Source organism: Bosea sp. OAE506 (assembly GCF_040546595.1).
Lineage (GTDB): Bacteria > Pseudomonadota > Alphaproteobacteria > Rhizobiales > Beijerinckiaceae > Allobosea.
Window position 1 is genome coordinate 3110273 of record NZ_JBEPOB010000001.1, and the last position, 12133, is coordinate 3122405.

General features: G+C 68.0%; 13 protein-coding genes and 1 tRNA gene. 3 read left to right on the forward strand and 11 right to left on the reverse strand.

The window, feature by feature from the left end; translation table 11 throughout:
- The first annotated feature begins 51 nt into the window (after positions 1-51).
- Positions 52-675: a hypothetical protein gene (locus ABIE41_RS15200; protein WP_192641185.1), complete on the forward strand. Its 624-nt coding sequence runs from the start codon at positions 52-54 to the stop codon at positions 673-675.
- A gap of 31 nt (positions 676-706) precedes the next feature.
- Here the strand turns inward: ABIE41_RS15200 and ABIE41_RS15205 are convergent, their stop codons facing one another.
- Both ABIE41_RS15205 and ABIE41_RS15210 read right to left on the reverse strand, forming a co-directional pair.
- Complete coding sequence (locus ABIE41_RS15205; protein ID WP_192641186.1) at positions 707-1519, reverse strand: RlmE family RNA methyltransferase; 813 nt, start codon at positions 1517-1519, stop codon at positions 707-709.
- A gap of 45 nt (positions 1520-1564) precedes the next feature.
- Positions 1565-2620 carry a Ppx/GppA phosphatase family protein gene (locus ABIE41_RS15210; protein WP_192642793.1) on the reverse strand — a complete coding sequence of 352 codons (1056 nt, stop codon included), beginning with the start codon at positions 2618-2620 and terminating at the stop codon, positions 1565-1567.
- A gap of 369 nt (positions 2621-2989) precedes the next feature.
- Between ABIE41_RS15210 and glpK the strand changes: the two genes are divergently transcribed.
- Both glpK and ABIE41_RS15220 read left to right on the forward strand, forming a co-directional pair.
- Positions 2990-4507 (forward strand): glycerol kinase GlpK, encoded by a 1518-nt coding sequence (gene glpK / locus ABIE41_RS15215; RefSeq protein ID WP_192641187.1) that lies wholly within the window; start codon positions 2990-2992, stop codon positions 4505-4507.
- A 237-nt stretch (positions 4508-4744) separates the two neighbouring features.
- Positions 4745-4818 (forward strand) — tRNA-Gln (locus ABIE41_RS15220).
- Positions 4819-4849: 31 nt separating this feature from the next.
- Here ABIE41_RS15220 and ABIE41_RS15225 read toward each other — a convergent pair.
- From ABIE41_RS15225 to ABIE41_RS15265, 9 genes are all read right to left on the reverse strand, one after another.
- A complete protein-coding gene (locus tag ABIE41_RS15225) occupies positions 4850-5077 on the reverse strand; it encodes a hypothetical protein (protein WP_192641188.1) in 228 nt (75 codons plus the stop codon).
- 159 nt (positions 5078-5236) lie between these two features.
- Positions 5237-6085, reverse strand: coding sequence for a glycosyltransferase family 2 protein (locus ABIE41_RS15230; RefSeq protein ID WP_192641189.1), 849 nt, complete (start codon positions 6083-6085; stop codon positions 5237-5239).
- On the reverse strand, positions 6082-6672 hold the full coding sequence (locus ABIE41_RS15235) for an SAM-dependent methyltransferase (RefSeq protein WP_192641190.1): 591 nt from the start codon (positions 6670-6672) through the stop codon (positions 6082-6084). The genes ABIE41_RS15230 and ABIE41_RS15235 overlap by 4 nt, the downstream gene beginning before the upstream one ends.
- Positions 6659-7369, reverse strand: a complete 711-nt coding sequence (locus ABIE41_RS15240; RefSeq protein WP_354192407.1) for a PIG-L deacetylase family protein — start codon at positions 7367-7369, stop codon at positions 6659-6661. The genes ABIE41_RS15235 and ABIE41_RS15240 overlap by 14 nt, the downstream gene beginning before the upstream one ends.
- The gene (locus tag ABIE41_RS15245; RefSeq protein ID WP_192641191.1) at positions 7363-8574 is read right to left on the reverse strand and encodes an acyl-CoA dehydrogenase family protein; all 1212 of its coding nucleotides are present in this window, start codon (positions 8572-8574) and stop codon (positions 7363-7365) included. Before ABIE41_RS15245 ends, ABIE41_RS15240 begins: the two co-directional genes overlap by 7 nt.
- Complete coding sequence (locus ABIE41_RS15250; protein ID WP_192641192.1) at positions 8495-9553, reverse strand: glycosyltransferase; 1059 nt, start codon at positions 9551-9553, stop codon at positions 8495-8497. The genes ABIE41_RS15245 and ABIE41_RS15250 overlap by 80 nt, the downstream gene beginning before the upstream one ends.
- On the reverse strand, positions 9550-10512 hold the full coding sequence (locus tag ABIE41_RS15255; protein WP_210320816.1) for a glycosyltransferase: 963 nt from the start codon (positions 10510-10512) through the stop codon (positions 9550-9552). Before ABIE41_RS15255 ends, ABIE41_RS15250 begins: the two co-directional genes overlap by 4 nt.
- Before the next feature lie 47 nt (positions 10513-10559).
- The gene (locus tag ABIE41_RS15260) at positions 10560-10727 is read right to left on the reverse strand and encodes a hypothetical protein (protein WP_192641194.1); all 168 of its coding nucleotides are present in this window, start codon (positions 10725-10727) and stop codon (positions 10560-10562) included.
- Between the two features lie 28 nt (positions 10728-10755).
- Positions 10756-11844, reverse strand: coding sequence for a glycosyltransferase (locus ABIE41_RS15265; RefSeq protein ID WP_192641195.1), 1089 nt, complete (start codon positions 11842-11844; stop codon positions 10756-10758).
- Positions 11845-12133: the final 289 nt, after the last annotated feature.

Genomic DNA, 12133 nt, shown 5'->3' on the forward strand with positions numbered 1-12133 from the left:
GCCGTCGCTGCCCGTCTTGTCATCTGCCGCTGCGGCAGGGCAGGATGAGGCATGGACCCGGCGGAACCCCGCGCCCCGGCTGATTACGACCTCGCGATCGGCGATGGCTCGATGCGCCTTAAGCTGGCGGAGGCACGGCTGACGCTGAGCGACGAGGGTATCAGCTACGCGCTCGACGGTCGGGCCGGGCTGCGTCCCTACTCGCAATTGCGCTCGGTGCGGATCCAGGCCCTGAATGGCGGCACAAACAGCCCCTGGGAGGCGATGATCGAACTCGTCTTCGATCGCGGCAACCCGCTGCAGGTTCAGTCCGGCACGCCCTGGGGCGCCGACGATCCCAATCGCGATCCCGTCTTCATCGCCTTCGTCGAGGATCTGCACCGGCGCATTCCGCTGGAGGACGCCGCGCGCATCCGCTTCCTGCGCGGCGTGCCGGAGGGGCGGCACCGGGTCCTGCAGATCACGCTGGTTTTCTTTCTGATCGTCTTCGGCGGCGCAGGCGGCTTCATCCTGCTGAAGACGGCGGGTGGCAACATCCCCGTCGCTGAGATGCTGTTCCCGATGCTGGGACTGATCGGCTTCGGGATGTGGATCTGGCACTCGGTGGAGAAGAGCAAGCCGGGGACCTACAGGCCCGACAGGCTGCCGACCGACCTGTTTCCGGAACGGGACTGACCGGCAACCGCGCCGCTGCCGACCCTGTGGGTCAAGCGGCGTCCTCGCCCGGCTCTTCCGCCCTCCGCCGGAACCCCGTCGCCAGCACATAGAGCTCCGAGGAATCCGAGCGGCTTGAGGCCGGCTTGATGTTGCGCACGGTGGTGAAGTCGCGCTTCAGCCCGCCCAGCAGGGTCGCGCTGTCGCCGCCCTGGAAGAGCTTGGCGAGGAAGAAGCCGCCGGGCGCCAGCACAGAATGGGCGAACTCGAGCGCAGCTTCGGCCAGCGCGATGATCTTGATGTGGTCGGTCTTCTTGTGGCCGGTGGTGTTGGCGGCCATGTCGGACATCACACCGTCGGCCCGGCCGCCCAGGCGCTGGGTGAGGAGGGCGGGGGCCTCCTCGGCCATGAAGTCCATCTCGACCAGCTCGACGCCGGGGATGGGGTCGACCGGCAGCAGGTCGATGCCGACGATGCGGCCCTTGCCCTTGTCGAGGCCGATGCGCGCCGCCGCGATCTGGCACCAGCCGCCCGGCGCGCAGCCGAGATCGATCAGCTTCTGGCCCGGCTTCAGGAAATGGTACTTGTCGTCCATCTCCTCGATCTTGAAGGCGGCGCGGGAGCGATAGCCCAGCTCGCGGGCGCGCTTCACATAGGGGTCGTTGAGCTGGCGCTCGAGCCAGAGCTGCGACGAATGCTTGAGCTTGCCGGCCTTCTTGACCTTGACGCGCATGTCGCGCGAGCCGCCGCCGCCGGCCACACTCTTGGGGGCCTGCTTGCCGGGCACGCGCGCGCCGCCGGCCTTGGTCGCGCCGGTTTTCGCGGAGCCCGTGCCCTTGCTCCCGGCCTTGCCGCCGCCGCTCATGCCGGTGTCCGGATCGCGAAGGCAGGGCGGGGGAACAGGGTCATCTCATCTCCGGCGCCACCAGGCGCGGTCCTCATGCATCATCCTGAGCAGGATGCCCTCGCGCAGACCGCGATCGGCAATCCGCACCCGCTCGCTGGGAAAAGCGCGGCGGATGGCCTCGAAGATCGCGCAGCCGGCCAGGACGAGATCGGCACGCTCGCGGCCGATACAGGCATTGGCCGCGCGGGCTGCATAGTCCATTTCGACGAGGCGGTCGATGACGGCGAGAATATCGTCCTGCCGCATCCACAAGCCGTCGACCTCGCGACGATCATAACGGGCCAGCCCGAGATGGATGCCGGCCACTGTCGTCACCGTGCCGGAGGTGCCGAGCAGGTGGAAATTCTTGGCGCCGCGGGCGGCGGCGGCCTTCGTGGCGAAGCCTGCGAGCTCGCGGGCGCAATCCTCGACCATGGTCTCGAACAGTTCGCGGCTGACATCGACGCCGCCATAGCGCTCGGCCACAGTGACGACGCCGATCGGCAGCGAGGCCCATTCGCGGATGCGGGCGGCGGGGTCGCGCGCCTCGTTGCGGCCGCCCATCCAGACGATCTCGGTCGAGCCGCCGCCGATGTCGAAGACGATGACGCCTTCTGCCGCCGGGTCGGCCAGGGCGGCGCAGCCGGAGACGGCGAGCGTTGCCTCGGTGCGCTGGTCGATGATCTCGAGATCGAGCTCAGCCTCGGCGGCGACGCGGCGGACGAAATCCGAGCCGTTGACGGCGGCGCGGCAAGCCTCCGTCGTCACCAGCCGGGCGCGCGTCACATTGCGGTGGAGCATCTTGCCGCGACAGATCTTCAACGCCTCGACGGCGCGGTCCATCGCGGCGTCACAGAGCCGGCTGCTGGCGGCGAGCCCTTCGCCCAGCCGCACGATGCGCGAGAAGGCGTCGACGACGCGGAAGCCGTGCTGGGCCGGCCGGGCGATCAGCAGGCGGCAATTGTTGGTGCCGAGATCGAGCGCGGCATAGGTCGCGGGCGGGCTGCGCGGAAGGGCGCGCTGGTCGAGCGCTGCGGCCTCGGCCGCAAGCGCCGCAGCAGGCAGGATCGCGGTCGGCATCACCGCGTCCGGCAGGGACGGGAGCGGTGCCGTTTCGGGAGAGGCAAGCGAGGGCACGCGGAGCGCGACGCCGGGCTGCGGACGGCCGCCATGCAGAAGCGGCAGCGCCGTCGCCGCGACATTGCGTTCCTGCCGGTCCTCGACCTCCACTCCGCCCGTTCCTCCGGCTGTCGCCGCGCCGGCCGGCTCATGGCCCGGCCCTTTGGAATCAAAGCGTAACAACAGCGGGACCGCAGTGCCAAGCGGAACATTCGGTCGCGGCCCGATCGGCAGTGGAGCCAGCCCCTTGCCCTGGCGGGCGGGCATCGGCCAGTCTCCGCCGCCACGGGCCCGGCAGACGGGCCGCAGCCGCAGAAAGGGAGGCCGACCATGGCCGCCGCACGCCATCTCCTCGCGATCGACCAGGGCACGACCTCGTCGCGCGCCCTCGTCTTCGATTCGGGCCTCGGGCTCGTCGCCAGCGCGCAGCGCGAATTCGCCCAGCATTTCCCGGCCTCCGGTTGGGTCGAGCACGAGCCGGAGGACATCTGGGAGAGCGTGCTGGCGACCTGCCGCGAGGCGATCGCCCAGGCCGGGCTGTCGGCTGCCGACATCGCCGCGATCGGCATCACCAATCAGCGCGAGACGACGCTGGTCTGGGACCGGCGGACCGGCCGCGCCATCCACCGCGCCATCGTCTGGCAGGACCGCCGCACGGCGCCGGCCTGCGCCGCCCTCGTCGCCGCCGGCCATGAGGGGCTGATCGCGGCCCGCACGGGCCTGCGCATCGATCCCTATTTCTCGGCGACCAAGATCGCCTGGCTGCTCGACAATGTGCCCGGCGCCCGGCGCCGAGCGGAAGCCGGCGAACTCGCCTTCGGCACGGTCGACAGCTTCCTGCTCTGGCGCCTCACCGGCGGGGCCGTGCACGCGACGGACGCCACAAACGCCTCGCGCAGCCTGATCTTCGACATCCATCGCGGCGTCTGGGACGAGGAGTTGCTGGCGCTGTTTAACATCCCGGCCTCGCTGCTGCCGGAGGTGAAGGATTGTGCCTGCCTGTTCGGCGAGACCGACCCGGCGCTGCTGGGCGCCGCCATCCCCGTGCGCGGCATCGCCGGCGACCAGCAGGCGGCGACGATCGGCCAGGCCTGTTTCGCGCCGGGCATGGTGAAGTCGACCTATGGCACGGGCTGTTTCGCGCTGCTCAACACCGGGGACGCGCCGGTCGCCTCGCAGCACCGGCTGCTCAGCACGGTCGCCTATCAGCTGGAGGGCCGGCGGACCTATGCGCTGGAGGGCTCGATCTTCATCGCGGGTGCGGCGGTGCAATGGCTGCGCGACGGGCTCGGCCTGATCAAGGAGGCGAGCGAGACCGGCCCGCTGGCGCGCGCCGCCGATCCGGCGCAGGAGGTTTATCTGGTGCCGGCCTTCGTCGGGCTGGGCGCGCCGCATTGGGACGCCGAGGCGCGCGGCGCGATCTACGGGCTGACCCGCAATTCCGGCCCGCGCGAATTCGCCAAGGCCGCTCTTGAGAGTGTCTGCTATCAGACGCTCGACCTGATCGAGGCGATGCATGCCGACTGGGCCAAGGCGGCGGGCGGGGCCGGGCAGGGCACGCGTTCGGTGCTGCGGGTGGATGGCGGCATGGCGGCGTCCGACTGGACGATGCAGCGCCTCGCCGATCTGCTCGACCTGCCCGTGGACCGGCCGAGCCTGCGCGAGACCACCGCGCTGGGCGCGGCCTATCTCGCCGGGCTCGATGCCGGCCTGCTGCCAGAGCCCGACCGTTTTGCCGATCTCTGGCGGCTGGAGCGGCGCTTCACGCCGGGCATGGCGGCCAGCGAGCGCAACCGCAAGATCGCGGGCTGGCGCGATGCTGTCAGGCGCACGCTGAGCACGGGCTGAGCGGCAGGCGGGTCCGCGAAGGAGCGCATAGTGGCGCGACTGCGATTCGGCCCGGCCAGGCCGGGTCAGTGCGGAAGCGCGGCGAGGAGTAGCCCCCGGCCCGCAGCGGCCGCGACAGCCGCTGCAGCGCCCACAGCCGACCCGAGCGGGAACCGGCATTTCGGGGCTTGCCATTCGCCGAAGCTTTGATTAGACCCCGCGACACCAAAGGCGAGCGCGGATCGCGCCTCACGCCATTGGGGGATCGTCTAACGGTAGGACCCCAGACTCTGACTCTGGTTGTCTAGGTTCGAATCCTAGTCCCCCAGCCACTCCGGTGGCTTTCCCCATAAAATCAGCAAGTTAGCGCAGTTGGTTGGAAGCTGGCGTCCAGTTTGCCACAGGGCTGGGCACATGCGTGGGCACAACACTTTCCTCGCGCGCCACGGCGACGGCTGGCGGTTCCGGGTTCGGGTCCCCTCGAAGCTTGCGGCTTTCATCAATCGCGGCGACCTTCGATTGACACGTGGTCGAATCGATCGGCGCGAGGCTTTGCGGCGTGCTCGTCTCATGCGGGACGGCATCAGACATGCCGCTGCTCCTCATAGATCCCGCGGAAATACGTAGCGTGTCATGTGAGGCAGATAGTCCATCTCGGCTGAAGCCGGTTTCGATCCGGCTGGTTCCCGTCCCGACGCGCCAGAGGCTGGTCTTACATTGTCTCCGGCCAGCCCAGGCTCCCGGGCTGGGTCAATAGGGCTGCCAATCGGGACGCCGGGCGTCGCAGATTTCTCGACGGGTTGGAGGCCGAATGACCGTGAGGCGGTCGCTTTCCCGGGTCAGCAAGCCGAGATCTTCGAAGGCGTCGAGCCACCCCGCCATGGGCCACTCTCTCCATTTTCCGTAGAACGTTCGAGCGTTGCGACAGATGTCTTCGAAATGCTGGAGGGGCGGGTCGAAGACGCCGTGATGCTGATGATAGGCGTATGTGCCGCCGAGGAAGCACAGCTCATGGCCCGCGTCCCGACCACGGAAGGCAAAGTCGGTATCCTCGGCGCCGTAGCCGGTGAACGCCTCATCGAAACCGCCGATGCTGGTGAAAGCATTGGCGGAGATTCCGAACGCAAGGGACCAGAACAGCCCGAAATTGGGTTCGGAAGCCAGTCCGGATGGCGGGAACCGCCTGGCGGGGTGCGGCACACCTGCTGCTTTCAGCGACGCGTCCGACCAATCCTGGTGGGCCGTGTCGGCATCCGTCAGATAGAGGATCTCGGCGCAGATCAGAGCGTCCCGCTGCCTCATCGCGCCGGCCATCGTGGAAACGAGGTCCGAGCCCGGGATGCAGTCGACATCGAGGAACAGCAGCGATGGCGAACCGGCGTGGGCTGCGGCGAGGTTGCGTGCCTTTGCCAGGGGCAAGCCATCGGTGGCAAGGCGTACGAGCCTGACGGGAAAGTCTGCGACGGGCTGCGCGACCGGCACGTCGCTCATATCGACAATGACGAGTTCATGCGGCGCCATGGTGCTGCGGCGCAAGCCCTCCACGAGGTTTTGCAGGTGCGCCTCGCGGTTCTTGACCAGGGTGAGGACGCTGATCACGCCGGCCGCCGACGCCAGAGATCGAGCCGATATTCAGGCCGGCGTTCATCGATGACCGTCTCGACCGCGGATGCCATTGAGCGGCGCAAAGCCTCGACGGCGCCGTCGCCGCTCTGGGGATAGTCCGTCGCGCCGGTCCAGTGGACGAGCAGCAGATCACCGCCGAAAGCGAGCAACGCGACCAACTCGCGGGCGGCGTGCGCAAGGTCGGCATCGTCCCAGTAATAGGCGACCTCCGACAGCATGATGAGATCGAAAGAAGCTCCTGTCGGCGTGTCGCCTGGAAAATTCATGCAGGCGAAGCGGACATTGTGCTGGCCGGCGCAGCGCGCGCGCGCGCTGGCGAGCGCTGTCTCGCTGACATCGACCGCCAGCAGGTCATCGCAGTGATGCGCGAGCCGTTGGGTGAGAACCCCGTTGGCACAGCCGATCTCGAAGGCCTGTCCGTAACGGCGACCGCTCAGGGCCGCGATGCTGTGATCGTACTTGTTCTGCTCATAGCGGCTGGTCTCGAAGCCCCAGGGATCGGGGGTGCCTTTGAACATCCCCTCGAAATAGGCAGGCGGCAGGCTTCTAGGCGGGCGCATGGTGGCCCGTCCTTTGGTAAAGCAGGTCGAACGCCGGCATGCGCATCATCGCGGACGGCACGCGAAAACCTTCGCCGAATTGCGGCGTGAGCTGGCTGCGATGAGCCGCGAGCGCGGCGTTGCGCAGGCCGAGCGGCATCGGCGGCGTCCGCAGCGCCCGATAGCCTTCGCCCGGCGGCTCGGGCGCCCACACGACGTATTCGAACACGGTGACTGGACGCAGGGCGCTGGAAGCAGCGGCGCAGGCCAGCCGATAGGCCGCCATATGATCGCAATGGGGCTCATGTCGCGCGGTGACGGCCAGCGCATCGACGCGACGCTCGCGGCAGAGGGCGCTCAACCTGCGCCTTGCCCGCTCGAAGCCGTGTTCGCCTGCCGCGAAGGGCTGCGCATCGGGCCAGTCCAGGAAGAGCGGCATCGGCTGGGCGGGCCCCGCCAGCATCCTGACCGCGCGGGCAGCCTCCCGGCGACGGGCCAAGACAAGGCGCGCGCGGGATCCTGGCCCGTCATGCGGGTGCGACCCAACCCCATCGGTGAGGATCACAACGGCTACCAGGGCGCCTCGCGATGCCGCGTCGGCAATCAACGCACCGCACCCGAGCGTCTCGTCGTCGGCGTGAGGCGCCAGCACAAGCCAGCGTGCGGAGGCCATCGCACTCGAAGCGAGCGCGCGCGCAGACAAGGGCGGCGTCACCACAGCCGGTCGTCCTCGTCGAAGACATCATGGTCGAGCCAGGCGATGGCCGCCTGATCGCGCGCGTAATCCGGACCGGCCTGGCGCAGATAAAGGCTCAGATCCCGGATGATCTTGTCGATGCGCTGGCCGTCGAAAGCGCTGCGCGTGCCGACGATCCGGGCCGACAGCTCCATCACGTCGAGGGCTGCCCGCTCGACGATGCCGCGGGTCATGCGCACCAAGTTGGGAGCATCGGCGGATTCGTCGGCAGCGCGCTGGGCTGCCTCGCGCACCCAGAGATAGGCTGTCCGGGAGGCCGCGACAGCCTCGCCGAACTTGACCCGTTGCAGCGGGTCATTGCGCGCGGCCTCCGACATGGCCGACCGCGTCTCGGCGAGCAGGCCCTCGATGCCGCCCAGCTGGACCGCGAGAAAGCGCCACGCCCCGGCGGTGAAACGCGGCTCCCGGGTATAATCGCCGGGAGCGCCGAGGAGTTGCTCCTGGTTCGGCTGCATGCCCGTGAGATCATAGCTGCCGCTGCCGGTTGCCCGCATGCCGCGCACGCGCCAGCCCGAGAGGTCGGCGCGGGCTGCGATATTCGCCGGCACCATGACGAGTTGCGTCGCGTCGTCCGGGCCACGCGCGGTGATGATGGCAGCGGCCAGGCCGCCGGCCCCCGTCGCGAAGGCCTTGGCGCCGGTCAGCAGCCAGTTCTCGCCGTTGCGACTGAGGATGACGCCCGGCGGCGGCTCGGTAGCCCAGACGCCATAGAAGGCGCCATCCCTCAGCGCGGACGCCAGCGTCGCCTTCTGAGCGGTGGAGCCGAACCAGGCGAACAGCTTCAGCGCGTTGACATGGCCCTCGAAGATCCGTCCCAGGCTCAGATCAGCGCGACCGATGATCCGGAGCACGCCGAGCAGCGCCGTGTTCGTCGCCCGCTCATCGGCAAAGCTCTCTCCGCCACTTTCCGGGGGTGCGAACAGGCGATGCAGGCCGATGTTGCGCAGGATTTCGACGCTTTCCAGCGGATAGAGCGGTGCCGCATCGTACCGCGCGCCGGATTCGACCAGGCGCTGGAACACACCCAGAACGCGGGGTCGGAAATCCTGCTGCGACGGTGGCAACGCATCCCCGCTTCGCAGGCGATCACTCTGATGCACGGGGGCTACCCTCCTTTGCCGTTGCGATGAGGAAGTCGGCCGCGTGGCGCGCACCGTCGCGATCATGCAGCTGGGTCAGGACGCCGGGGTCCAAGGCTTGCGCGGCGGCGAGCAGCGCCGGCCAGTCCGACGCTTCCGGCCAGCGCTCGATCACGATGGCGGCGCCAAGCGCGGCGAGCCGACGGGCCTTCGCTGTCTGCTCGTCGAAGGGGCGTGGTTCGGGAAGGCAGATGAAGCGGCGCCCGATGGCGGTCACGGCGTTGACGAGGCCGTCTCCCGCCGCGCCGATCACAAGGCCGGCGCGTGCGATCTCGCCCTCTGCGTCGTCCGTCCAGCCGAGGATGGCGAGGTTGTCAGGGCTCGACCGCGGATGTGAAACCGGGCCGATCACGCGCCAGTTGAAACACGGCGAGGCGCGAGCCGCCGCCGCGAGTGCGTCGCCATCCCCGCCCGCGCCCCCCTTGCCGTAGACGACGAGGATGGTGTCCCGGCAGCCGGCCTCGACCGGGCGAGAGGCCGATGTCAGACCGGGGCAGAAATGCGTCTTGGAGCGCACCCATGCGGGCATGGCGGGATCGTCCAGCGCGCTGTGGAACGGCGCGAGAATCGCGCTCGCACCGCGAAACGCCTCGAGATGGGCTGTGTCATCACGCAGGCCGGCGAGACGGACATAAACAGTCGGCGTCGCGGCCAGCCGCGAGAGCATCGCCATCTCGACCGAGACATCCACCACGATGAGCGATGGGCGCTCCCGCGCGATCCAGTCCGTGATCAGGGCGGCGCGGCTGCGGATACCGTCGTGATGCGAGGGGGCATAATGCAGGGTCTGTGGCCGGTCATGCGCGTCATCGTGCCCGTCAAAGGCGAGACGTGCGGTCAGCCGGTCATCCGGAAGGTCGAGGCAGGGGACGCCCTCGGTGCGGCCGGCAAGACCTGTTCCCATCAGGGTGAACCGTCCATGGGGGGCCGCCTGCGCAATCGCCAGGGCGCGTTGGCGGTGCCCATCGCCATGATGATGGACGTAGTAGCCAATGGGTCCCGTCATCGGACACCGCCTGCGCCGGAGCCGGCGGCTGACGGAAACGCGATGTCGGCGAGCACGGCATCGTGCGGCATCGGAGGCAAGGCATGCTCGGCCGCGATGAAACGGCTCTTCGCGCAGACGGCCTGCCGCCTGTCTCGGCGCCACATCGCGCGCTCGCGCCAATGGCTGAGAGCGGGAGCCATCTCGACGGCTCCCCGCGACGCCGTATCGGCCATCCGCCTCATCATCTGCGCCATGCCGCCTGCTGCGCGGCCATCGAGGCGGGCCGACACGCGTGTCCAGACCTCGGGGGGATGGACGAGGCGTCCTCCGGCCATGACGGCAGCTTCGACGAGAGCGCGATCCTCGCCTAAGGCGATCGGGGGAACGCCGCCGGACCGTCGATACATTTCCGTGGTGATGGCGAGGCTGCCCCCCGTGTGATCGCCGTGGCGGGGTGGCGGATCCCATTCACAGGGATCGATTTCATCCTCGATCTGACGGACTGCGGCCCAATAGCGATCCCACAGCGCCCGAGCTGCGGCGACACCGAACGGGATGTCTTCGTCTTCGTCGAAGAGCAGACGGCCGCCGACGATATCCGCCCCCCGAGCGATGGCTGCTAGATTGGTGACGATCCAGTTCGCCGGCGGTCGCGCATCGGCATCGGTCGTGATCAGAACGCCGTTGGGCGACGGCAGCCTGGCTAAGCCGGCGGCCATGGCGGCCGCTCGGGCTGATCCTGCATGCGCGCGTTCGGGTGGAAACGTCGCCACGTCGAGATCGATCGCTAGCCGCTCGCGATGCCGGCTGCCCAGGGTCGCGATGATGTCGGCCGACTGATCCGTGGTGTTGTTGAGGCAGATCGCGACCTGGATCAGACCCTCGACATCCTGTGCGGCCAGCGCCTCGAGCAAGCGCGGCAGCCGCTCCTCCTCATTGCGCGCGGGGACGCAAACGCAGAAGGGCAGGGCAGGCATAGCGCCCCGATCTGTCGAACCCTCGTTAGCGACGCGCGATGCCATCGTCAGGCGAAGCCCAGCGCCGCGACACCGCGGGCGTGAACCATGGGCGCGCTGACAGGCTCGGGGTCGAATAGCCGGGTCGTCTCGGAGACCAACGTGTCCTCAGGCAGAAGCGCGCCGCCGCTGCCGGCAACGGTCGCTTTCACATCGTCGCGCGGGTCACGGGTCATGAGGCGGATCCTTGCGTCAGCAGGCCTTTCAGGCCGCAAATTTCGTTTCGGGATCCCTGGCGGACGCCCTTTCGATCAAATCGACATAGAGCGCCTCGTATTCGTCGATCATCCGGCTGGCGTCGCAGCGACGCGCGGCACTCTCCCGGCAGGCCTGCCGGTCCAGTTGCTGGGCAGCCAAGGCTGCCTTCGCCAGGGAGACCGGATCATCCGGCGTTGCGAGGACGCCGGTGGCGGCATCGAGCAGTTCAGGTATGGCGCCTCGCGCAAAGGCGGCCACGGGAACGCCGCAGGCCAGGGCTTCGGCGACGACCAGGCCATAGGGCTCTTCCCAGCACGGCGTGCACAGGAAGGTCCGTGCGCCACCGATGACGCCTGCAAGCTCAGAATGCGGAAGGTGTCCGAGGTACCTGACCCGTTCATCGAGATTCGGGGCGATCTGCCGATCGAAATAATCCTGATCGGAGATGGGGCCGGCGATCAGCAATGTCGCTCCTGCCAGATCGGCCGCTGCGATGGCGTGATCGAGGCCCTTTTCCGGAACAATCCGTCCATACCAGACCCAGTAGGGCGGGACGGCCGCGTGCGCCCTGAACGAGAAGCGGTTCAGGTCGATGCCATTCATGATGACGTGGTCGATGGGAGCGACCCGGCTCCAGGTTCGCCGGATCGACTCCGATACGGCCACGAAGGTCGCATGCGGCGCCTTGCACAGCCGCACTCCGCTTTCGAGCCAGGCGAAGGGCGGCGTGTGAAGCGTCGTCACCATCGGCATTGGCAATGCGTCAGCCATGGCAACGGGCAGATAGTGCAGCGAGTTGTTGTGGATCAGATCGAAGGCGCGATGCCTCAATCCGTTCATGAGCGACAGATAGGCGTGATGCTCCTGGAAGAAGACTTTATCGGGAGCCTCGTCACAGCCGATCTCGGTCAGCGACGTCTCATCGCAGATCGCCTCGACGCTCGCTTCCGGTTCGGATCGCGATGAAGCGAACACGGTGACATCATGACCGCGATGCTGGAGCGCGCTCTGTAACATCGAGGTGTGCATTTCCAGGCCGCCCGCGAATGGCTCCCGGATGGCATGTTTGAGATGAGCAACGATCCCGATACGCAACGTTCGCTCCGGTGCTGACGGCAAGCACCATCGCTTCACCGCTGGCCGCAGCGTCGCTCTGATCTTGTCCTGACATATGAAACCTCCGCCGGAGCGGACTGGGACGGAAACAAGTTTTGAGCGGCTTTAGTTCCCGCCGAATCTATAGCGTCGCGAGCAAAATTTTGGCTGAACCAAGGATCAGCTTGAGCAAGAATGTCATTTGTTATTGCTCGTCGATCGTTGTCTTGCCCTCCACTCGAACGGCCTGGATGGCACCCGCTCTCCGCAGGGGTAGTGAGCAGTGCCG